Below are 22442 nucleotides of genomic sequence, written 5' to 3' on the forward strand. Positions count from 1 at the left end.
GGCATTCGAATGAAAATTCGTTGCCCAGCGTGTCGGCCTGGCGGTGCAGATCTTGGCAGAACTGTTCAAACTCCTGCCGGTCAGTGAAAAACTCGTATCCGCCATCTTGACACAGCGCCAGATCAATCCCCGACTGCGATGACAGCCGCTCGGCGAAACCGGCCCAAGCCTGCGCCGCTTGACATGACCAACGGGCATAAGGGGCGCAGCCCGCTCCCTTCCCCTGCAGCCAGACCAGGCCGAAATTGCCTTGCGAAGCGCGCATGTCTCGGTCACGGCCATCCAGCACCAGCACGTCCTGCCCGCGCGCGGCCAGACCCAAGGCCACGCACAGCCCCACGATGCCGCCGCCGATGATTGCTGTGCCTGCGTCTGCCGACATGATCCGATCTCCTCGCATCGTTAGATGCCAGATGCAGATACCATGTGTAAAATCTGAAATATTATGCTATTCATGCGTAAATGCTATGGAACATGTATGAAGCTGACGCATCGCCAGATCGAAGCCTTCCGCGCCATCGTTGAAAGTGGCTCGGTTACGGCGGCCGCCGACCTGCTGTTCCTAACCCAGCCTTCGGTCAGCCGCCTTCTCGCCGATCTCGAGGCGGAACTGGGTTTCGCGCTGTTCGCCCGGACCGGCCGCAGCCTGGTGCCCACCCCCGAAGCCAACGCGCTCTATGAGGAAGTGCGGCGGTCCTTTGTCGGGCTTGGCGAAATCTCGCGTGTGGCCGACGACATTCGCCAATACCGCAGCGGCAGCTTGAAGATTGCGGCCATGCCGGCATTGGGTTTGCAGTTCCTGCCTGCGGCCATCGCAGGTTTCGTCAGCGACAAACCAGGTATCACGGTGTCATTGCGGGTGCGCAGTTCGCATGCCGTGATCCAGCATCTGAGTTCGCAGCAGTTCGACATGGGGTTCAGCGCGCTGGAGATCGATCTGCCGCAGGTCCGGCGCGAGCCTTTGGGAACCATGCCAATGCTGGCGGTGCTGCCGCCCGGCCACGTCTTGTGCGACAAGCCGGTCCTTGAACCCGAGGATTTCCATCGGCAGCCGTTCATCGCCTTGGGAAGCGAGATCAGCACGCGATCGGACACCGATCAGTTCTTTTCCGCGCGCAAGGTCCAACCCCGCGTCGTGGCCGAAGCGCAACTCTCCTTTGCAATCTGCGCGATGGTGGCTGCCGGGACGGGCGTCTCGATCATCGAACCGATCACCGCGCTGCATTGCGCCGAACTTGGAATGATTCGCATCCGTCCGATCCTGCCGGAGCAGCCTTTCACTTACGACATCCTGACACCAGCCCTCGGGCCATCGTCACGGCTGGTCCACGATCTTGCCGACCGCGTCCGAGAACGGTTCGAGGAGTTGAAAAACAGCGGCGTGGCGCTGAACAATGTGACGACTGGATAATCCACGTGTCCGTACGCAAGGCGCGGCATCACCGTTTTCATGTCTATCCCATTCGCTCCGAGACGAATGATCCCGGTGAGGGTGGAAACACAATCGTCCTCTGCCCGTTCAGGAACACGCGATGGGTGGCGTGGGCGTGGACGGCGCGTGCCAGCACCATCGCCTCCACATCGCGGCCCAGGGACACGAAGTCACCCATACTTTGCGCATGAGTCACCCGCACCACGTCCTGTTCGATGATCGGACCTTCATCCAGATCCTCGGTGACGTAATGCGCCGTGGCTCCAATCAGCTTCACGCCTTTTTCATGCGCCTGCTGATAGGGCACGGCGCCCTTGAAGCTGGGCAGGAAGGAATGGTGAATGTTGATGATCCGCCCCGACATCTCGTGGCACATCTCGGCAGAAAGCACCTGCATGTAGCGCGCCAGCACGACAAGTTCGATACCGCAGTCACGCAGCACCTGCATCTGTCGCCGTTCCGCAGCCGCCTTGTCGTCCTTGACCGGGATATGATGAAACGCCAAGCCCTGTTCACGCACGGTATCGCCATAAAGGTCGTGGTTCGAGATCACGCAGGCGATCTCGACAGGCAGGGCACCGATGCGGCTTCGATACAGAAGATCGTTTAGGCAATGGCCAAAGCGCGACACCATCACAGCGATGCGTGACTTGCGGGCGGCATCATGGACCTGCGCCTGCAAACACAGCGGCGCGGCTGCGGCATCAAAGGCTGCGGACAGGTTGTGGCGCCCGACCGCGGCTTCATCCCGCAGCAGCATGCGCAGGAAAAACCGGTTGCTTTCGGTATCGACAAACTGCGCGCTGTCGAGAATGTTGCACGACTGTGCTGCGGCCGCCGTGGCCAGCCCGGCGACAAGGCCTCGACCGGACGGTCCTTCGGCAGTCAGAACATATTGTGTCATGCAACACTCCCAGATAGATGACCTTGCCGCTGCTGACGTGAAATACATCAGAATGCCGGCGGCGCAGACTTGGTCGAACTGCGCAGGGGAATGTCCACCCATGCCCTTTCGCTGCGACGTTGACAGAAACGCATCTAGGTTCGCTGGATTCTCACGACAGTGGGTTGGCATATTTGCGTCATGCCCGTGCAGCTCTCACAGTACCGCATGAATCGGTTCAGCACCGCTCGCAGGATCAGTCGCCTCACCACGGCCAGATTATTGCAACGCATCACAACTGGTCCGGGTGTTCCGCGGCATAATGGCGGTGCGAGGAAACAGCGGCTAGTATGCTTTCGGATTGCAGTTGTTCAAACGTGCCTTGGAGCGGCGCGCTCGACAGTCGGCTTGCCTGCCGCAGATGAGCGGATATGTTTTGATATGGGCGCTTTGCTGATGGTGCGCCGGACGCCGCCATGATACCCGGAAAGAACGGCAGAAGCGTTTGCTCACTGCCGAACGGACAAGGGTGACGGCACCTCTCCAAGGGACTTTCGGGAGAAGGGCCGCATGACGGATCGGCAAGATGCAAATCCTATATGCCTCCGCTCTTCAGGGGTGACCATGCCAGCGTTGGTCACCGATTTTGCGCTCATAGCAGGCGCAGTTTTTGCTGCGGCGGTCCTACGCGGCATAACCGGCTTCGGCTTTGCGCTGGCCGCGGTTCCGCTGATCAGTCTTGTCACGCCGCCGGTTCAGGGCGTGGCAATTGCCATCCTATTGCAGTGCATGATCGGGATTGGCGATGTTGTCGCGGTTCGCCACCTGATCGACCGCTCGACGCTGGCATTCATGTCGGCGGGGGCGGTGATCGGAACGCCCGCAGGTCTGATGACGTTGCGGCTGCTGTCCGCCGATGCCATGCGCATCGTTATCGCCCTTGTTGTTCTTGTGGGACTGGCGGGCCTGATCGCGAAGGTTCGCCTGCCATCAGGTCCGAAACAGGCTGCCGGGGCCGGCATCCTGGCAGGCTTGTTTTCGGGACTAGCCGCAATGCCCGGCCCGCCTGCCGTGGCGTATGTGCTGGGCACAGCCACACCCGCCATCCAGGCCCGAGCGACGCTTATGGCCTTCTTCTTTGTAACGTCGCTCATCACTTTGCCCGGCCTGCTTGCGCAGGGGATCGTGGGATTGCCCACCATTCTGGCGGCGGCAGCCTCGCTGCCGCCTCTTGTCATCGGCACACACCTTGGCGGTTGGGTGTTTCGCAGGCTGAATGACGCCGGATACCAAAAAGCCGCCATCGCCACCCTGGCAGCAACGGCATTGGTGGCTGCAAGCCGGGGCGCCTGGGGTCTTCTGAACGGCTAGGCTTCGGCCTGCATTGCGGTGATGGCGACGGCATTGACGATGTCGTCGGTTGTGCATCCGCGCGAGAGGTCGTTGGCGGGCTTGGCGAGGCCCTGCAGGATAGGTCCGATGGCGGTCAGGCCGCCGAGACGCTGGGCGATTTTGTAGCCGATATTGCCCGCGGCGAGGTCGGGGAAGACGAAGATGTTGGGTCGTGCGGTCAAGGAACTGTTCGGTGCCTTCCTGGCACGGATGGCATCATCCAGGGCCGCGTCGAACTGGATTTCTCCATCGATCTCGAGATCGGGTTCGGCGGCGCGGACCAGGGACAGCGCCTCGCGGATCTTCATCAAACTCGGATGATCGGCCGAACCCGCTGTTGAGAAGGACAGCATTGCTACTCGCGGAGTTTCGCCCAGAAGCCTGCGGCAACTGTCGGCCGAGGCGCGGGCGATGGCGGCAAGGCCCTCGGCGTCAGGATCGACCACCAGGCCGCAATCGGCGAAGATCATGCCGCCCTTGATCGGCGCGCCGCCGTCGCAGGCGAGCATCAGGAAGAACGAGGACACGATCGGCGCCTCAGGCGCGCGGCCGATGATCTGCAGGGCGGCGCGCACCGTATCGGCGGTGGTCGCAACCGCGCCCGCCACCGTGCCATCCGCCTGTCCCAGCCGGACCCGCATCGCGGCCTGGCGGATGGGATCACGCATCTCGATCACCGCTTGTTCGGCGGTCATTCCCTTTGCCATCCGCATCCGGTGCCAGTGACCGGCCAGGTGGTCGAGATCCGGTGCCTCGGACGGGATGATCATGGCCACGCCGTCGATCTGCGGCCCGTTCATCAGGCTGACGCGGGCCAGGCCTTCGCCGGTCAGGCGCCTTGCGGCCTCTGCCACGCGGGGATCGCGGCCTTCGGGCAGGATGATGTGGCGCGGGTTGGCGCGTGCTGCGGCGAGGATGCGGTCCAGCGGTTTCATGGCGGAATGCCTTTCAGCTGAGGAAGTGGAGACCGGCGACGACAAAGACGCCCAGGAAGATGGTTTCGGCGACGATCAGGCCGATGGCCACGCCGCCTACATCCAGCATCCGCTTGAGCGAGGTCTTGATGCCCACGGCGGCGATGGCGATCAGCAGCGCCCAGCGGCTGAGAACGCCCGCCCAGTCCGCCAGGACCGCCGGGATCACGCCGACCGAGTTCAGCGCCGCCAGCACCAGAAAGCCCAGAACAAAGCCCGGCAGCAGCGGCGGGCGCTTGCCGCCCTCCTGGTCCGCCAGCCCGCGCGCGCGGATCACCAGCGAGAAGCACAGCACCACGGGGGCCAGCATCGACACGCGGATCAGCTTGACCAGCGTCGCCGTTTCGCCCGTCTCGGGGCCGATGGAAAAGCCCGCGCCGACCACCTGCGCCACGTCATGGATGGTGCCGCCCAGAAACACCCCGCTGTCGCGCGGCGTGAAGCCGAACAGGCCCGACAGCATCGGGTAAAGCACCATCGCCACCGTGGACAGCACCGTCACCGACAGCACCGTGAAGGCCAGATCGCGTTCGGAGCGTTCATGGCGCGGCAGCACCGCGGCGATCGCCATGGCGGCCGAGGCCCCGCAGATCGCCACCGAGCCGCCGGTCAGCAGCGCAAAGCGCCAGTCGCGATTCACAAAGCGGGCGGCCACCAGCCCGAACAGGATGGTCAGCACCACGCCCGCGACCACCAGGGCAATCGCCGGACCGCCCAGGCCTGCCAGCATGTCCACGCTGATGCGCGCGCCCAGAAGCGCCACCCCCAGCCGCAGCACCGTGCGCGCGGTCAGCGCAACGCCCGGCGCGGTCCGGGTGCCGTCCTCGGCCAGGAAGTTCAGCGCCAAGCCCAGCAGCAGCGCCAAGAGCATCGCCGGCGCGCCGTAATGCTCGGACAGGAACTGCGCCGTCGCCGCCACCAGGACCGATACCGCAAAGCCGGGAAAGGCGTCCGAGATCGTCTGGCGGGCAGGAAGCAGGTCGATGCTGGTCATGGCGTTTTCCTTGAGTGCAGGGGACCACCCGGCGCGGAGGGTCCGCGCCGGGTGGTCAGGTTTGCAAAGCGGTTGGGATCAGGCCGCGCCGCGCTGCGGGCGCATGTCGGCCTTGTCGATCCCGGCCACGGGAACAGGCTTCTTCATCGCGTCGCGGCGGAAGGGCTCGCCCAGTTCCTGGTTCAGCAGCCCGAACATCACTTCATATCCGAAACGGCGGCAGCTAAGCTCTGCTCAAGATCGGGTTTCCTTTCCTTTTCCGGCGCTTGTTCGGTAAAGGGACGGTCGGGGCGGATCAGCAGGGCCGTTCCCGCGCCCACCAAAAGCAGTGCCAGCGAGATCGAGAACGGCAGATCCCATCGCCCGGTCAGATCGATGATTAGCCCGAAGACGACGGGTGAAATCATGCCGGCCAGGCCGAAGCCAAAGTTCATGAAGCCGCTGGCCGTACCCGAATACTGCGGTGCTATGTCCATGGGCGTTGCCCAAATGGGTGCCACGATCAACTCAGCGAAGAAGAACGCTGCGCTGAGGCTGATGGCCACTGTCACCAGATCCGTCGAAAACATCACTGGCAGCATGCAGACAAAGGCGCCCAGGAAGCCCAAGATGATGACGCTGGTCCGGGCGAGCGTAGTATTGCCCGTCCGACGCAGAATGCCGTCGCTAAACCAGCCGCCTGCCAGATCGCCTACCACCCCGGCCAAAAAAACACCTGCCGCGAAAATGGCGGATTTCTTCAGCTCAAGCTGATGTTGATGCAGGAAATAGGACGGGATCCAGTTCAAAAACATCCATAGTGTCCAGCCATAGCAAAAGTCGGTGATCGTCACGGGCAGCATCCGCCGGAGCAAGGGACCCCAAGGCAGGGTCTTGCGTTCGCCGACGATCTTGGGGTCGGGCAGGTTTTCCAGCTCTTGCGGAGTGATGCCCTTGTGGTTACGTGGATCGTCGCGGAAATAGAGCCACCACACTGCTACCCAGACAAAGCTGATCAGTCCTGAGATGATAAATGCGTGGCGCCATGACAGGGCAAGGATCAGGAAGGCAATCAGGGGCGGGGTCATCGCATTGCCGAAGCGGGCGAAGGCATGGGTGATGCCCTGTGCAAAACCCCGCTTTTCCGCCGGCATCCAATTCGACAGCGCACGGGTCGCGGTCGGAAAAGCCGAGCCCTCTCCCATCCCCAGCAGCACGCGCGCGACGATCAGAGAGATCGCACCCTGTGCAAAGCCGATCATCACGGTGGCCGTCGACCAGACAATGCCACAGATGATCAGCGTCTTGTGCGGACCCAGCCGGTCGCCCAACCGGCCCCCTAAGATCTGGAACAGAGCATAGGGATAGGCAAAAGCAGAAAACGCCAGCCCAAGCTCGAAATTTGACAGGCCTAGTTCGGCCTGCATGGCGGGGGCGGCGGTGCTGATGTTCACACGGTCGATATAGGTAACCAGATACATCAAGCAGATGACGAACAGAATACGGTCCGTCGTCCTGAAGCGCGTAAGCCTTAGCATGTCTCCTCCCTGGAAAATGCTGACGTTTCGTTTTTCCATCGGCCTGCAGCGTGACATGGGCGCGTCCTCCTCCGACGATACCCTGCTGCAGCAAACCGTTTCTGCGGGTCGATGTTTGCTCCTTCCCTCCGGGAGCCCTGCGCTACTGGGTCAGTTGCGCAAGTTTCAGGCGTTGAATCTTGCCTGAGGGACCTTTTGGCAGTTCGGCCATAAGGTGGATGACACCCGGAGCTTTGAACTTGCCAAGTCTCTGTTCGCAGATCGTAATCAGGTCTGGCGCCTGCAACAACGAGCCCGGCCGCAAGGTGACGGCCGCCTCCACCTGTTCACCATAGCGGTCGCATTTGCGGGCAAAGGCGGCCGCTTCGACTACGTCGGGATGGGTATAAAGCGCTTCATCGATCTCGCGCGGAGCGATGTTCTCGCCGCCCTTGATGATTAGTTCCTTGAGCCGGCCGGTGACAAATACGTAACCGTCCTCGTCCATCCGGCCCAAGTCACCGGTGCGCAACCAGCCATCCGTGGTCAGGGCGGCGGCGGTCGCGACGGGGTCGTTCAGATAGCCGCGCATGACATTGGCACCACGAACGGCGATCTCACCCTCGGCGCCTGGTGGCAGGGGGTGCATGTCCGACGACATGATTGCGACCTCGTTGCCTACAGCCCGCCCTGGAGAGCCGATCTTTCGCACGCTTGGCGGCAGCGGGTTCGACAGGATCTGGGCCGCTGTTTCGGTCAGGCCCATGGTCTCCACAATGGGAACGCCGAAGCGATGCTCAAAGCCCGCTTGCACCTCGGGTGCCAGCGCAGCCGAGGCCGAACGGCCGAAGCGGATGCGGGCCCGGCATTCGGTCGAGGGATCGCATTCGCCGTGCAGCAGGTGTGAGATGATAGTCGGCACGACCGAGAACCAAGTCGCCTCGTACTGATCGCAGAACGCCCAGAAGCGGCTAGCGGAAAAACGCTCGCACACCGCGACCGAGCCTCCCGACAGGAGCGGACCTAGAAGCGTCACACACAGCCCGTTGATGTGATAAAGTGGCAGCACGCAAAGTGCGCGATCACTAGGACGCAGGTCATGCGCCAAGGCAGGAGTCCAGCCACCAGCCAGCAGGCTGGCATGGTTGTGGACCACGCCCTTGGGCCGTCCGGTGGTGCCCGAGGTATACATCAGCAGCGCATCGTCACAGGGACCATGCGGATGCAGCGGGCCCGGCTGGCAGCCTGCCGGCCAATCAAAGCCGTCACCAGCCTCGATCACCATGAACTTGGCAGGATGGACAGCAAGGGCAGCCTGTAACAGCGCGTGCTGCGCAGGTTCCAGTAACAGTGCGCGGGCTGCGGAATGCGACAGTGCATAACCGATGGCATCGGCACCGGCGACAAGGTTGATCATGGTGGCACGAAAGCCGCCATAAAGCACCCCGAACAGCCCCAGCACCGAATTGCGACCATTTGGCAGCATCAGCGCGACACCTTCACCGGGGACCAGTCCCAACCCGGACAGATGGGTGGCAATGCGCGCAGCCTCATCGCGCAGTTCGCGCCAGGTCAGCGTCAGGCCGGACTCCGGGAACAGGTGGCTGATAGTTCCGCCCTGATGATCGGCGCGATAATCCAGCCACTCGCGGATGGTGCCTTGCGGCGGATTGTGCGGATCCAGCTTCATTTCCCGGCCTCATGCCAGTAGTTGCCGAAAATCTCGTCCAGCGTGGGTTCGCGGGGGGGAATGGGCCGAACGACACGGGTGCGCTGCAGGAAGTGTTGCCAGTTCAGGTTGGCGTCTATGGAATTGCCGCCCCAGCTACCGCATCCCATCGACAACGAGAAAGGCAGGCCGTTGTCGAATGCCCCGCCGGTGGCAAAGCAATGGGCCTGATTGACGATGACACGGCAGACCGGCAGGCTGCGGCCAAGCGCCACCGGACGATCCGTGTCTTGGGAGTGAAGCCCCACCGAATGGCCCGCACCCTGATGCAGCAGAATGCGGCGCGCTAGTTCGGTGGCATGGTGGAAATCGCGGGCGCGATAAAGTGCAACGATGCGGCTTAGCTTTTCCCCCGACAGCGGATGTTCGGGGCCGATGCCCTCGGTCTCAACAGCGATCAGGCGGGTGCCTGCGGGTACCTTGCCCGCCAGCCCCATCTTGTCGATCATCACCTCGGCGTCCTTGGCGATGATCTCCCGATTCATATGGCCGTCCTGCCAGAGATGCGAAATGATCCCCGGCGCTTCGGACGAGGGCAGCACCGCGCCGCCTTCGGCTGCCAGCGCCGCCAGGAAGGTGTCATAGACCGCATCGACCACAATCAGCGCGTTTTCCGAGGAACACGAGGTCGCATTGTCAAACGTCTTTGATGCGGCGATCTTGCCCGCCGCCGTTATCAGATCCGCCGTCTCATCCACAATGACTGCGACATTGCCGGCGCCGACGCCGATGGCTGGGCTGCCGCTCTGATAGGCGCGGCGCACATTGTCTTGGCTACCGGTGACAACGACAAGATCAGCAGTCTCCAGCAGGCGTTGCGTCTTGGTCTTGCTGCCGAAGCCAGGCAGCATCTGCACCAGATCGCGATCTTCGCCGATGCGATCGAATTCGGCATGGATGAAGCCCAGCAGCATCTCGCAGCAGGCCACACCTTTGGGCGAAGGCGACAGCACGATAGCATTGCCGCATTTCAGCGCGTTGATAATGTTGTTCGCTGGAGTCGCCGCCGGGTTGGTCGAAGGTACCACAGCCCCGATCACGCCGATGGGCCGCGCGATCTCGGTGATGCCGGTCGCGGGGTCGTCAGACAGAATGCCGTGGGTTTGAGCGGCGCTGATGTCGCGCAACAGGCCCAAGGTCTTTCGATGGTTCTTGACGATCTTGTCGGCCACGTTCCCCAGTCCGGTGCTGCGAACCGCCAGTTCGGCCAACTGCCGGTTCCGCTCGGGCTGCATGATGGCCCAGCCGGCCGCCAGGGCCGCTCGGTCATAGCGAGCTTGGCTGCCCCGCGCCTCGTATCCGGCCTGTGCGCTGCGCGCCCGCGCCACTGCCGCGTCGACCGAGAGAATATCATTCGGGATGTTCATAGCTATTACTTCTCCGGTTCTCGGCAGCAGCACTGCCGAGAGAGTAAGTGGATCGCAGCTTGACCAAAAAAGGTGCCGCAATATCTGCAATGGTGGTCTGGCGCGGCTTTCTCCCGCCGCGATACTTTGAGAGTAGGGGATGAAAACAGTCTTGCAAATGTTTTCATTTTCTTAGACGATCTATAGATATCTCGAGGTAAAATCAGATGATTAAGCCCGATATTGTTTTCGTTGCAAACCTTGCAGGCGTTTCACCGGCTACGGTGTCCCGGGTGATGAATCATCCCGAATTGGTGCATCCTGAGACCCGCAGGAAGGTTGAACTGGCGGTTGAGAAGTCGGGTTATATCCGCAACCGCGCTGCCCAGGCTATGCATGGCAGGCGCAGCGCCACCATCGGGTTGGTGGTTCCGACAGTTGCAAATACCATTTTCGCCGAGGTCGTGCAGTCCTTCAACGATACGGTCAGCAAAGAAGGTTTTACGTTGCTTCTGGCGTCCCATGGCTACGATCTGGACAGGGAATATCGACTTATTCGCAAGCTGCTGGAACATCGCGTCGATGCATTGGCGGTGGTGGGGCTGGACCACAGCCCAGGCACTTTCCGCCTGATCTCTGGGCAGCGTGTGCCATTGCTGGCGATTTGGAATTATCTCCCGGATTCGCCGCTGCCTTGTGTGGGTGTCGACAATTGCGAGGCAGGGCGACTGGCGGCAGAGCATCTTGTCGCCTTGGGACATCGTCGAATCGGGATGGTGTTTCCCGCCACGTCGAACAATGACCGGGCACGCGACCGCAAGAAGGCGGCGACGGCAGCCTTCATTGCGGCAGGGATCGAATTGCCACAACGTTGGCAGATCACATCTCCCTACAGCATTGCCCAAGCCAAGGCCGCCTGTCTGGAACTGCTGGAGGGAAAGGATCGGCCGAGCGCATTACTCTGCGCCAATGATGTGATCGCGCAAGGTGCGATCTATGCAGCGGCTCGTCTGGGGATTGCGGTTCCCGGCAGCCTGTCCGTAATCGGAATCGGAGACTTCGCCGGCTCCGCGCAAATGGAGCCGGCCCTGACCACGGTGCGCATTCCTGCGCAGCGGATCGGCACCGCAGCGGGCGAAGAAATCGTTGCAGCGGTGAGCCGGTGTGATCCCGATCGCATGATCCGCCGTCGCGTGGAACTGGAACTGATTATGCGTACAAGCACCGGCTTGGCTCCTGAATTGATTGCGGCCGGGTAGCTCTCGCAAAGCAAGCATGGCTGAGCAGAAGGGCCATTCATGCTGCATGGCGAAGATCGCGAATTTGCTTTAGGCTTATCCAGCTTGTTGCGACTGAGCGTGAAGCGTTGGCCGGCGTAACTTCTGCAAGAGCTTTCCGGCTTGAGAATTACGTTCGGTCTTGCTGACTTGGATCCATCCGATCGTTGCGCCCATCAGGTCATCGACTTTTTGCACCCCGATCATCGACGCTATTTTATGGGGTTTGTGCCATCAGCAGAGACAAATCGCCCGGATCCCGATAATCCTCGTTTTGAGTCAGCATCGCCACAGGCCGCCTTCCATCAGGTGGGAATGTCCTTCGACCAGGCCGGGAACGATCACCGCCTCGCCAAACCTGTCGTCTGTCTTCCCCCCGCCCCATGGATCGGCACAGGACCGGTCGCCAACCGCCAGGATCTTGCCGTCGCGAACCGCGACATGTGTGGCGGTTGGACAATTCGGGTCCATGGTCAGGATCGCCTTGGCGGCAAAGACAGTTGTATTTGGCACATCTGCTCCGTCAGTTTGGAAGGATTTCAATGGCGACTGCGCCAACGACATGCCGATGAGATCGGCCATCGCTATCGCTGGACAAGTTCGCGGTCTTTCCCCTGCCCGTCGGATCTGTGCTCGATGTTTCCTGAGCCGGCCTGCATTGCGGTGATGGCGACGGCATTGACGATGTCGTCGGTTGTGCATCCGCGCGAGAGGTCGTTGGCGGGCTTGGCGAGGCCCTGCAGGATAGGTCCGATGGCGGTCAGGCCGCCGAGACGCTGGGCGATTTTGTAGCCGATATTGCCCGCGGCGAGGTCGGGGAAGACGAAGATGTTGGGTCGTGCGGTCAAGGAACTGTTCGGTGCCTTCCTGGCACGGATGGCATCATCCAGGGCCGCGTCGAACTGGATTTCTCCATCGATCTCGAGATCGGGTTCGGCGGCGCGGACCAGGGACAGCGCCTCGCGGATCTTCATCAAACTCGGATGATCGGCCGAACCCGCTGTTGAGAAGGACAGCATTGCTACTCGCGGAGTTTCGCCCAGAAGCCTGCGGCAACTGTCGGCCGAGGCGCGGGCGATGGCGGCAAGGCCCTCGGCGTCAGGATCGACCACCAGGCCGCAATCGGCGAAGATCATGCCGCCCTTGATCGGCGCGCCGCCGTCGCAGGCGAGCATCAGGAAGAACGAGGACACGATCGGCGCCTCAGGCGCGCGGCCGATGATCTGCAGGGCGGCGCGCACCGTATCGGCGGTGGTCGCAACCGCGCCCGCCACCGTGCCATCCGCCTGTCCCAGCCGGACCCGCATCGCGGCCTGGCGGATGGGATCACGCATCTCGATCACCGCTTGTTCGGCGGTCATTCCCTTTGCCATCCGCATCCGGTGCCAGTGACCGGCCAGGTGGTCGAGATCCGGTGCCTCGGACGGGATGATCATGGCCACGCCGTCGATCTGCGGCCCGTTCATCAGGCTGACGCGGGCCAGGCCTTCGCCGGTCAGGCGCCTTGCGGCCTCTGCCACGCGGGGATCGCGGCCTTCGGGCAGGATGATGTGGCGCGGGTTGGCGCGTGCTGCGGCGAGGATGCGGTCCAGCGGTTTCATGGCGGAATGCCTTTCAGCTGAGGAAGTGGAGACCGGCGACGACAAAGACGCCCAGGAAGATGGTTTCGGCGACGATCAGGCCGATGGCCACGCCGCCTACATCCAGCATCCGCTTGAGCGAGGTCTTGATGCCCACGGCGGCGATGGCGATCAGCAGCGCCCAGCGGCTGAGAACGCCCGCCCAGTCCGCCAGGACCGCCGGGATCACGCCGACCGAGTTCAGCGCCGCCAGCACCAGAAAGCCCAGAACAAAGCCCGGCAGCAGCGGCGGGCGCTTGCCGCCCTCCTGGTCCGCCAGCCCGCGCGCGCGGATCACCAGCGAGAAGCACAGCACCACGGGGGCCAGCATCGACACGCGGATCAGCTTGACCAGCGTCGCCGTTTCGCCCGTCTCGGGGCCGATGGAAAAGCCCGCGCCGACCACCTGCGCCACGTCATGGATGGTGCCGCCCAGAAACACCCCGCTGTCGCGCGGCGTGAAGCCGAACAGGCCCGACAGCATCGGGTAAAGCACCATCGCCACCGTGGACAGCACCGTCACCGACAGCACCGTGAAGGCCAGATCGCGTTCGGAGCGTTCATGGCGCGGCAGCACCGCGGCGATCGCCATGGCGGCCGAGGCCCCGCAGATCGCCACCGAGCCGCCGGTCAGCAGCGCAAAGCGCCAGTCGCGATTCACAAAGCGGGCGGCCACCAGCCCGAACAGGATGGTCAGCACCACGCCCGCGACCACCAGGGCAATCGCCGGACCGCCCAGGCCTGCCAGCATGTCCACGCTGATGCGCGCGCCCAGAAGCGCCACCCCCAGCCGCAGCACCGTGCGCGCGGTCAGCGCAACGCCCGGCGCGGTCCGGGTGCCGTCCTCGGCCAGGAAGTTCAGCGCCAAGCCCAGCAGCAGCGCCAAGAGCATCGCCGGCGCGCCGTAATGCTCGGACAGGAACTGCGCCGTCGCCGCCACCAGGACCGATACCGCAAAGCCGGGAAAGGCGTCCGAGATCGTCTGGCGGGCAGGAAGCAGGTCGATGCTGGTCATGGCGTTTTCCTTGAGTGCAGGGGACCACCCGGCGCGGAGGGTCCGCGCCGGGTGGTCAGGTTTGCAAAGCGGTTGGGATCAGGCCGCGCCGCGCTGCGGGCGCATGTCGGCCTTGTCGATCCCGGCCACGGGAACAGGCTTCTTCATCGCGTCGCGGCGGAAGGGCTCGCCCAGTTCCTGGTTCAGCAGGACCTCGATGAAGGTGGTTTCCTTGTTCTTCATCTGGCGCTCGACCGCGTCGTGCAGGGCATGGGTCAGGTCCTCGGCGCTGCGCACCTGAACGCCATGGACGCCGCAAGCCTTGGCAATACCGGCATAGGTGGTGTCGCGGTCAAGCTCGGTCCCCACGAAGTTGTTGGCATACCACAGCGTCGTGTTGCGCTTTTCCGCACCCCACTGGTAGTTGCGGAAGATCACCATGGTGATTGCGGGCCAGTCCTCGCGGCCCACCGACACCATCTCGTTCATCGAGATGCCGAAGGCGCCATCCCCCGCAAAGCCGATCACCGGGGTGTCGGGGTTGCCGATCTTGGCGCCGAGGATCGCCGGGAAGCCATAGCCGCAGGGGCCGAACAGGCCCGGCGCCAGATACTTCCGGCCCCCCTCGAAGGTCGGGTAGGCGTTGCCAATGGCGCAGTTGTTGCCGATGTCGGAGGACACGATGGCATCCTGCGGCACTGCCTGCATGATTGCGCGCCAGGCCTGGCGCGGGCTCATCAGGTCGCTGTCGCGCTTGCGCGCTTCCTCGTTCCATTCGGTGCCGGGATCGTCCTGTTCGTGATCAAGGCTGGACAGCTCCTGCGCCCAACGCGACTTGGTCTGCGCGACCAGATCCTTGCGCTCCTTGCGCCCGGCGTCGCCGGCGGTATCGGACAGCTGCGCCAGGATGCCGCGCGCCACCTTGCCCGCATCGCCCTGGATGCCCACCGTGACCTTCTTGGTCAGGCCGATCCGGTCGGCGTTGATGTCGACCTGGATGATCTTGGCGTCCTTTGGCCAGTAGTCGATGCCGTAGCCCGGAAGCGTCGAGAACGGGTTCAAGCGCGTGCCCAGTGCCAGAACGACATCGGCCTTGGCGATCAGCTCCATCGCCGCCTTTGAGCCGTTATAGCCCAGCGGGCCGACCGCCAGCGGGTGCGACCCGGGGAAGCTGTCGTTGTGCTGGTAGTTCGAGGCCACCGGCGCATCCAGACGCTCGGCCAGCTTGATGAGGTCCGGGATCGCGCCTCCCAGCACCACACCCGCCCCCGACAGGATCACCGGGAACTTGGCCTCGGACAGCAGCTTCGCCGCTTCCTTCACGGCTTCCTCGCCGCCTGCCGGACGCTCGAAGGCCACCACCTGCGGCAGCTCGACATCGATCACCTGGGTCCACATGTCGCGCGGGATGTTCATCTGCGCGGGCGCCGAGTTGCGCCAGGCCTGCATGATGACGCGGTTCAGGACCTCGGGAATGCGGGACGGGTCGCGCACCTCCTCCTGGTAGCACACGCAGTCGGCGAACAGGCGCATCTGCTCCATCTCCTGGAAGCCGCCCTGCCCGATCGTCTTGTTGGCGGCCTGCGGCGTGACCAGCAGCAGCGGCGTGTGGTTCCAGTAGGCGGTCTTGACCGGCGTCACAAACCCGGTCACGCCCGGCCCGTTCTGCGCGATCATCATCGACATCTTGCCGGTCGAGCGCGTGAACCCGTCCGCCATCAAACCCGCATTCGTCTCGTGCGCAGTGTCCCAGAAGGTGATCCCCGCCTTCGGAAACAGATCCGACACAGGCATCATCGCAGACCCGATGATCCCGAACGCATGCTCGATCCCGTGCATCTGCAGGACTTTGACAAAGGCTTCTTCGGTGGTCATTTTCATGGCGATGGCTCCTTATGTCCGCTCGTCGCGATAGTGGTAAAGGTGATAGAGACCCCATTGGCCCAACCGCCGGAACGGCGTCTTCCAGCCTTCATGGGGAAGTTCGGTGTTGAAGATCGGCAGGTCGGGGACGGTTTTGCCGACCACCAGTTGCGCCAGGCGACGACCCGCCATGGCCGAGTACATGACGCCGTTGCCGCCGTATCCCAGTGAATAGAACAGCCCCGGCGTATCCGGCAGCCCGGTGATGCGCGGCATCATGTCGTGGCTCACATCGACCCAGCCCCACCAGCTGTAGTCCAACTCGATCCCGCGCAGGGCCGGGAACTTGCGGGCCATGCCTTCGCGCAACCCATTCAGGTGGGCTGGATTTGCCGCGTCGCGCCCGGTGATCGCCGCGCGCGATCCGATCTGCAACCGATTGTCTGGGAGCAGGCGGTAATAATGACGCAGCGTGCGGGTATCCGTCAGCGGCGACATGGTCCGGATGCCCACGGCTTCCAATTCCGATGGAGTCAGGACACGCGTGACGATGCTGTTCGACATGATGGGCATCAGGCGGTCGCGAATGCGGCCGTGCAGGCTGCGGGTGGCATAGGCGGCGGTGGCCACGGCAACCCGCCGGGCGCGCACGATGCCGCCCGGCGTGCGCAGGTGATGAACGCCGTTCTTCAGCTCCCATCCCTGCACGGGACTGTCGGGATGCACGGTGGCCCCGAGTTCGCGGGCCACGCGCAGATAGCCGAAGGCCAGCTTTGCGGCGTGGATGCTGACGCCGTCGGCTTCCCACATCGCACCATGCGCTTCCTGGTCGCGCACTGCGTTGGCGAACAGCTCGTTCCGCGACAGCATTCGGGCATCATAGCCGAAGGTGTCGCGCAATAGCTTCGCCTCGGCCTCCAGCGTCGGCATGACGCTGGCCTTGTGGGCGATGTAGTAGTGGCCCCCATCCTGCGGATCGCACTGAATGTCGTGGTCGCGCAGCAGCCCGCGGAACAGGGCGAATGCCTCAACCATCTCGTTGTGCATGCCGCGCGCGACATCCAGACCCCAGCGGCCGATCCATTGGCTGCGCTTGAGGCGTCCGGCGCTGATCTGCGCCTGACCGCCATTGCGGGTGGAACAACCGTAGGCGACGCCATTCGCCTCCAGCACGGTGGCCTTGATGCCGTGTTCCTTGGCCAGGTGGATGGCCGTGGACAGCCCCGTATAGCCCGAGCCGATCACGGCGACATCCACGTCCATGTCGCGCGTCACCGGGCCGTCGCCTTCGGGGGCCGGACCGGCGGTGCCGATCCAGTAGGTCGGGGCGTAATCGCTGCCCGGACCCAACGTGCGCGCCGTCATGGGGTCGTAATGGGGGTCGAAGGGCACCGACCCGCGTTTGTCGATGGGCTGCATGGCGGTCACTTGGCGGCGATGTTGGGACGCTGCTTGCGGATCGCCTGCTTTTCCACGATCTTGCCGTCCTTGATGCGGAACAGGTCGGCGCCCTGCACCTCGGTCCGGGTTCCGTCCGGATTGGTGGCGCGGAAGGTCCACTGGCTGACGCCGCGGCTGCCGTCCTCGGACATAAAGTGCTCGTGATCGGCCCACTGCACGTCCGGCATGGCGGTCCAGACACCCTCGAAGGCCTTGGCAATGGCGTTCCGGCCTTCGATCCTGTTGCCGTATTCGTTGTCGCCTGCGACCGTGTAGAACACGCAATCGTCGCCGAAGTGGGTCATCACACCGTCGATGTCGTGGCGGTTGAAGGCGTCGAAAGTATCCTTCAGGTCGGCGGCGGTCAGGGTGCGGGTCATGGAAGAACTCCTTGGTCAGTAGCCCAGCATGGCCGGAAGCCACAGGGCGATTTGCGGAAAGAGCGCGATGACGAAGATCGCGACGGTCGAGGCGACGGCGAAGGGGAGGGCGGCGACACTGATCCGTTCGATACTTTCGCCCGAGATGCCCGAGGCGATGAACAGGTTCTCGCCCAAGGGCGGGGTCTGGAAGCCCACGGACAACGTGCAGATCATTACGATGCCGAAGTGGATCGGGTCGATGCCGACCATGTAGGCCACCGGCAGCATCACCGGGACAAGGATCATGATCGCGGCCAGCGTTTCCATGAACATGCCCACGATCAGCAGCATCCCGATGATCAAAGCCCAGATGGCATAAGGGTTGGTGGTCAGGCCCAGGATGCCGCCCGCGATGATGCCGGGGACGTTGTTTTCCACCAGAATGCGGCCGAAGATCGTGGCGGCGAACAGCACCAGAAGCACCCGCCCGGCCAGCCAGGTCGTCGCCTCCAGCGCCTTGAACACTTCGGCCACATCCAGCTCGCGATAGATGACGATGCCGACGAACAGGGTATAGAAGATGGCGACGATGGCGGCCTCGGTGGGGGTGAACAGGCCCGAATAGATGCCACCCAGGATCACGATAGGAGCCATCAGCGCCCAGAAGCCCTGGTAGCAGGCGCAGGCGAACTTGCGCAGCGACAGCGGTTCGGACGATCCGTGATAGCCTCGGCCCTTGCAGCGGATGTAGTTCATCAGCAGCAGGCCGCCCGCCATGACCGCACCGGGCAGGAAGCCCGCGATGAACATCTTGGAGATGGACACCGACTGGAATTGGCCGTGCGCCTCGACCGCGGCGGGATCGGGAGCGATCCCCATGGCCGAGATGCCGAAGATGATCATCGGGATCGAGGGCGGAATGACGATGCCCAAGCCCCCCGCCGCCGCCGTGGCAGAGGCGGCATATTCACGGCTGTAACCGTTGCGGATCATGCCGGGGATCATCAGCATTCCCACGGCCGCCGTGGTCGCAGGCCCCGAACCCGAGATCGCGCCGAAGAACAGGCAGGCGACGATGGTGGCGGCCGACAGGCCGCCCGTGAAGGGACCAGCCAGGCTTTCGGCGACCGCGATCAGGCGCCGCGACAGCCCGGCGGCCTCCATCAGCGCTCCTGCCAGGATAAAGGATGGCAGAGCCATGAGCGGGAATGACCCGACCGAGGACCAGGCCATCTGCACCATCTTGATCGGGTTATCGCCAAGGTAGAACATGGCGGCCAAGGCTGCGACACCAAGCGCCACGGTGATTGGCGCACCCAGCACCATCAGCAGGGCAAAGGTGCCGAACAGGACTTCTACGACATAGTCGTTCATTTCGCGTGCTCCCGCTGAAACGCGCGCTGCTCGTCCTCGGCCAGTTCCAGCGCCTGCTCGACCTCGACCTTGTCGGGATCGCGCGGGTCGATGCCCTTGACCAGCTTGAGGTAGTTCACCTGAAGGATGCGGATCGTCATCAGCGCGAAGGCTATGGGCAGCGCCATGTAGACCCAGCGCATTTCCCAACCAAGGGTCTGAGCTTTCACGAAGGGCTTGAGGCGGGAGATGAACTGGATCGCCTGCCAGATGAAGACGACGTTGAAGGCGATCCAGAAAAGGTCGCCGATGGCCTCCAGGATGCGCGCCGCCTTGCGCGGCATCATGTTCAGGTGGAACGTCACCCGGTTGTGTGCCGCCATCCGCGCCGCATAGGAGGCACCGAAATAGGCGAACCAGACGAAAAGGATGACCGACAGTTCCTCAATCCAGGTGATCGAGAAACCGAACACCTGGCGGGCAACAATCTGAACGAACAGCAGTGTGACGAAGACCGCCAGAAGCGTTCGGCAGATGTAGCTTTCAAGATGATCGAGATGCTTCCAGAATGCAGACATGCATGGCCTCCGGCAAGGGGCGGGTCAGGACGGCATGAAGGTGAAAGCGGCGGGCGGTCCCGCCGCGCGCGGTGTCCGTTACTGAACCGGGTCGCGGCCCAACGAGGCGAGAACACCGTTCAGAACCTCGACCCCACCGATCTGGTCATAGAACTTGGGCCAGACATTCGTGGTCGCCAGGTCGATGAATTCCTTCTCGTCATCGGCCGGTTTGGTGATCTCCATGCCGCGGCCAACCAGTTCCTCGCGGATCTTGCTTTCCTGCTCACGCAGGAAGGCGGCAGATGCCTGCGTGGCGGCTTCTCCGGCAGCCAGAACATGCTGCTGCTCGTCCTCGGACAGGCTTTCGAACAGCGCCTCGCTGACGATCAGCGGCTCGATCGAGAAGATGTAGCGCAGGTCGGTAATGTACTTCTGGACCTCGTAGAACTTCATCGCGTTCACGGTCATGTAGGGGTTGTCCTGACCGTCCACGACCTTCTGCTGAAGGGCCGCAAAGGTTTCACCCCAAGCCATCGGCGTCGGATTGATGCCCCAGCTCTTGTAGGTCTCGATCATGATCTCGTTCTTGGGAACGCGCACAACCAGACCCTGCAGGTCGGCCACCGTTGATACCGGCTTTTTCGAGTTGGTCAGCACCCGGAAACCGGAATAGCCCCAGCCGATGATGCGCACGCCCGCATCCTCGATGGTCTGCTCGACCATCTGCTGGCCGATCTCGCCCTGCGTGACCTTTTCGGCGTCGTCCTGGCTGAGGATGACATAGGGCAGCGTCAGCGTACCGACCGAGGGCGAGAACGGCGTGATGTTGTTGATCGCCAGAATCGAGAAATCCAGCGTTCCGGTGGCAGCGGCAGTGACGGTGTCCTGTTCGTCGCCAAGCTGGCCATTCACGAACAGCTTGCCGGTCATCGCGCCGCCGCTTTCCTTTTCCAGTGCCTCGACAAACGCCTTGCCAAGTGCTTCCTGCGTGCCGCCTGCACCGTCGCCCACGGCAATGCGATATTCCGTGGCAAACGCTGGAAAGCTGGTCATCAGGCAGATCGCGGTTCCGGCCAGCAGCTTGATTGTCGTCTTCATCGGGCTCCCCTCCCATTCAGCGACCTAATTTGGCAGGTCGCTCCTCGGCGGGTAATATTGCCGCAGAGAAGGCTTAGTGATATGTCCAGTTTACGGCGAATATAGGTCCAGATGCCCGGCGTCCTTCCAATCGATGCGATCTTTCTGCGCGATGATGCCTTGACACTGCAGGGCCGGCTTGCCGCCGCCATTGTTCGCGCCATTTTGGAGACGCGGGCAAGTCCCGGGGTAAGGCTCCCGTCCAGCCGCAAGCTGGCCCAGGCGATGGGCATTTCGCGCATGACGGTCACGCTGGTCTATCAGGATCTTGTCAGCCAAGGCTATCTGGAAGCCCTGCCCCGGTCCGGGATCGCCATCGCCGCGACGGTGCCGCATCGACGTGTGAATGTCGCCACCACCGCAGGCGTTCGCACGTTGGACTGGAACGAGTGGCTGTCGGACCAAGCGCTGCCACGGCGCGTTATCCGCAAGCCCAGCAACTGGCGGGAATTCAGATATCCGTTCATTTTTGGTCAGGCAGACCCGACCCTGTTCGATCACAACGCATGGCGCGACTGCGCCCGTCGCGCTTTGGGAACGCGCGACTTTTCAGAGTTGGCTGCCGACAGATACGGTGCGGACGATCCGCTGTTGATCGATTACATCTGCTCGAACACGTTGCCGCGGCGCGGATTTCACGCACAACCCGATGAAGTTCTAGTCACCCTTGGCGCACAGAACGCACTGTTTCTTGCAACCGAACTGCTTGCGCGCGTCGATCGGTTGGCGGTCACAGAGGAACCGGGTTACCCTGATTTCGCCGAGACCTTGCGGCGAGCGCGCAGCCCCACCACCTTTCTGCCCGTGGATTCGATCGGGCTGGATCCGGCAATGCTGCCGGCCAATACCCGGCTGATCATCATAACGCCCAGCCATCACATCCCCACGGGAGCGACGATGCCGCTGTCCCGTCGGAGAGAGTTGCTTCTCCGCGCGAACGAGACGGATGCCTTGATCATCGAGGATGATTATGATTTCGAGATGTCCTATCTGGCACCGCCCGCACCCGCGCTGAAGTCATTGGACGGATCCGGCAGAGTCATCTATATTGGCAGCTTCTCGAAATCGCTGTTTCCGGGATTGCGTATCGGATACATGGTCGCCCCTGCCCCGTTTATCGCGCGGGCCCGGGCCCTGCGAGCGATCATGCTGCGCCATCCGCCCAGTCACCTGCAACGGATCACGGCCTATTTCTTGGCTTTAGGGCATTATGATGCGCATATCGTCCGCTTGCGCCAGACACTCAAGGAACGGCGGCGGGTTCTCGAAGAAGCGATTGCCATGACCTCGTTGCAGATCGAGGGTGCGGCGACACAGGGCGGTTCCAGCATGTGGCTGAGTGCGCGGGGGACCGACAGCGCTGATCTGGCTGCCAGGTTGCAGGAGAAAAGTGTTCTGATCGAACCAGGCGCAGTGTTCTTTGAAGAGCCGCCGTCGCCCTGCCCTGTTTTTCGACTTGGCTACGCTTCCATCGCAGCAGACCTGATCCCGGAAGGAGTGACCAGGATCGACAGGATGGCGCGGAAGATGGCGCAGGCAGACTGATGATAGACCGGCACAGTCGGTGCCGGGCGCATGGCCCGGCACCTTC

The 22442-nt window shown here is 63.0% G+C and carries 21 protein-coding genes; 4 read left to right on the forward strand and 17 right to left on the reverse strand.

Annotation, left to right across the window (positions count from 1 at the left end; genetic code table 11):
• The coding region (locus AAIL68_RS13490; protein ID WP_347140306.1) for an FAD-dependent oxidoreductase at nucleotides 1-400 on the reverse strand (400 nt) is incomplete at its 3' end.
• A gap of 78 nt (nucleotides 401-478) precedes the next feature.
• Between AAIL68_RS13490 and AAIL68_RS13495 the strand changes: the two genes are divergently transcribed.
• A complete protein-coding gene (locus AAIL68_RS13495; protein WP_207467206.1) occupies nucleotides 479-1411 on the forward strand; it encodes a LysR substrate-binding domain-containing protein in 933 nt (310 codons plus the stop codon).
• A 43-nt stretch (nucleotides 1412-1454) separates the two neighbouring features.
• Here the strand turns inward: AAIL68_RS13495 and purU are convergent, their stop codons facing one another.
• On the reverse strand, nucleotides 1455-2336 hold the full coding sequence (gene purU, locus AAIL68_RS13500; RefSeq protein WP_347140335.1) for a formyltetrahydrofolate deformylase: 882 nt from the start codon (nucleotides 2334-2336) through the stop codon (nucleotides 1455-1457).
• A 603-nt stretch (nucleotides 2337-2939) separates the two neighbouring features.
• Between purU and AAIL68_RS13505 the strand changes: the two genes are divergently transcribed.
• Entirely contained in the window at nucleotides 2940-3686 is a 747-nt protein-coding gene (locus tag AAIL68_RS13505) for a sulfite exporter TauE/SafE family protein (RefSeq protein WP_347140307.1), read from the forward strand.
• Here the strand turns inward: AAIL68_RS13505 and pta (AAIL68_RS13510) are convergent.
• The 6 genes from pta (AAIL68_RS13510) to AAIL68_RS13535 form a co-directional block, all read right to left on the reverse strand.
• Nucleotides 3683-4642: a phosphate acetyltransferase gene (gene pta / locus AAIL68_RS13510; protein WP_347140308.1), complete on the reverse strand. Its 960-nt coding sequence runs from the start codon at nucleotides 4640-4642 to the stop codon at nucleotides 3683-3685. The two genes, AAIL68_RS13505 and pta (AAIL68_RS13510), sit on opposite strands and share 4 nt — an antisense overlap.
• Before the next feature lie 13 nt (nucleotides 4643-4655).
• The gene (locus AAIL68_RS13515) at nucleotides 4656-5675 is read right to left on the reverse strand and encodes a putative sulfate exporter family transporter (RefSeq protein WP_207467212.1); all 1020 of its coding nucleotides are present in this window, start codon (nucleotides 5673-5675) and stop codon (nucleotides 4656-4658) included.
• Nucleotides 5676-5753: 78 nt separating this feature from the next.
• Nucleotides 5754-5876: a hypothetical protein gene (locus tag AAIL68_RS13520; protein ID WP_347140309.1), complete on the reverse strand. Its 123-nt coding sequence runs from the start codon at nucleotides 5874-5876 to the stop codon at nucleotides 5754-5756.
• Nucleotides 5873-7231 (reverse strand): MFS transporter, encoded by a 1359-nt coding sequence (locus AAIL68_RS13525; RefSeq protein ID WP_347140310.1) that lies wholly within the window; start codon nucleotides 7229-7231, stop codon nucleotides 5873-5875. The genes AAIL68_RS13520 and AAIL68_RS13525 overlap by 4 nt, the downstream gene beginning before the upstream one ends.
• 103 nt (nucleotides 7232-7334) lie before the next feature.
• The gene (locus tag AAIL68_RS13530; protein ID WP_347140311.1) at nucleotides 7335-8861 is read right to left on the reverse strand and encodes an AMP-binding protein; all 1527 of its coding nucleotides are present in this window, start codon (nucleotides 8859-8861) and stop codon (nucleotides 7335-7337) included.
• On the reverse strand, nucleotides 8858-10297 hold the full coding sequence (locus AAIL68_RS13535) for an aldehyde dehydrogenase family protein (protein ID WP_347140336.1): 1440 nt from the start codon (nucleotides 10295-10297) through the stop codon (nucleotides 8858-8860). Before AAIL68_RS13535 ends, AAIL68_RS13530 begins: the two co-directional genes overlap by 4 nt.
• 176 nt (nucleotides 10298-10473) lie before the next feature.
• Between AAIL68_RS13535 and AAIL68_RS13540 the strand changes: the two genes are divergently transcribed.
• The gene (locus AAIL68_RS13540) at nucleotides 10474-11505 is read left to right on the forward strand and encodes a LacI family DNA-binding transcriptional regulator (RefSeq protein ID WP_347140312.1); all 1032 of its coding nucleotides are present in this window, start codon (nucleotides 10474-10476) and stop codon (nucleotides 11503-11505) included.
• A gap of 297 nt (nucleotides 11506-11802) precedes the next feature.
• Here the strand turns inward: AAIL68_RS13540 and AAIL68_RS13545 are convergent, their stop codons facing one another.
• The 9 genes from AAIL68_RS13545 to AAIL68_RS13585 form a co-directional block, all read right to left on the reverse strand.
• On the reverse strand, nucleotides 11803-12105 hold the full coding sequence (locus AAIL68_RS13545; RefSeq protein WP_347140313.1) for a hypothetical protein: 303 nt from the start codon (nucleotides 12103-12105) through the stop codon (nucleotides 11803-11805).
• A gap of 2 nt (nucleotides 12106-12107) precedes the next feature.
• A complete protein-coding gene (pta, locus tag AAIL68_RS13550) occupies nucleotides 12108-13124 on the reverse strand; it encodes a phosphate acetyltransferase (protein WP_347140314.1) in 1017 nt (338 codons plus the stop codon).
• 13 nt (nucleotides 13125-13137) lie between these two features.
• Nucleotides 13138-14157: a putative sulfate exporter family transporter gene (locus AAIL68_RS13555; protein ID WP_207467212.1), complete on the reverse strand. Its 1020-nt coding sequence runs from the start codon at nucleotides 14155-14157 to the stop codon at nucleotides 13138-13140.
• Between the two features lie 78 nt (nucleotides 14158-14235).
• Nucleotides 14236-16017 (reverse strand): sulfoacetaldehyde acetyltransferase, encoded by a 1782-nt coding sequence (xsc, locus tag AAIL68_RS13560; protein ID WP_207467214.1) that lies wholly within the window; start codon nucleotides 16015-16017, stop codon nucleotides 14236-14238.
• A 12-nt stretch (nucleotides 16018-16029) separates the two neighbouring features.
• A complete protein-coding gene (locus tag AAIL68_RS13565; protein WP_347140315.1) occupies nucleotides 16030-17418 on the reverse strand; it encodes an FAD-binding oxidoreductase in 1389 nt (462 codons plus the stop codon).
• A 5-nt stretch (nucleotides 17419-17423) separates the two neighbouring features.
• Nucleotides 17424-17819 (reverse strand): nuclear transport factor 2 family protein, encoded by a 396-nt coding sequence (locus AAIL68_RS13570; protein ID WP_268944152.1) that lies wholly within the window; start codon nucleotides 17817-17819, stop codon nucleotides 17424-17426.
• Nucleotides 17820-17834: 15 nt separating this feature from the next.
• The gene (locus AAIL68_RS13575; RefSeq protein ID WP_268944151.1) at nucleotides 17835-19175 is read right to left on the reverse strand and encodes a TRAP transporter large permease; all 1341 of its coding nucleotides are present in this window, start codon (nucleotides 19173-19175) and stop codon (nucleotides 17835-17837) included.
• The gene (locus tag AAIL68_RS13580) at nucleotides 19172-19732 is read right to left on the reverse strand and encodes a TRAP transporter small permease (protein ID WP_347140316.1); all 561 of its coding nucleotides are present in this window, start codon (nucleotides 19730-19732) and stop codon (nucleotides 19172-19174) included. Before AAIL68_RS13580 ends, AAIL68_RS13575 begins: the two co-directional genes overlap by 4 nt.
• A 78-nt stretch (nucleotides 19733-19810) precedes the next feature.
• Nucleotides 19811-20812: a TRAP transporter substrate-binding protein gene (locus AAIL68_RS13585; RefSeq protein WP_207467225.1), complete on the reverse strand. Its 1002-nt coding sequence runs from the start codon at nucleotides 20810-20812 to the stop codon at nucleotides 19811-19813.
• A gap of 111 nt (nucleotides 20813-20923) precedes the next feature.
• On the opposite strand from AAIL68_RS13585, the gene AAIL68_RS13590 reads away from it, so the two are divergent.
• Nucleotides 20924-22396, forward strand: a complete 1473-nt coding sequence (locus tag AAIL68_RS13590; protein ID WP_347140317.1) for a PLP-dependent aminotransferase family protein — start codon at nucleotides 20924-20926, stop codon at nucleotides 22394-22396.
• Nucleotides 22397-22442: the final 46 nt, after the last annotated feature.

This window comes from Paracoccus sp. SSK6, assembly GCF_039770665.1.
In the GTDB taxonomy this organism is placed as follows: domain Bacteria; phylum Pseudomonadota; class Alphaproteobacteria; order Rhodobacterales; family Rhodobacteraceae; genus Paracoccus.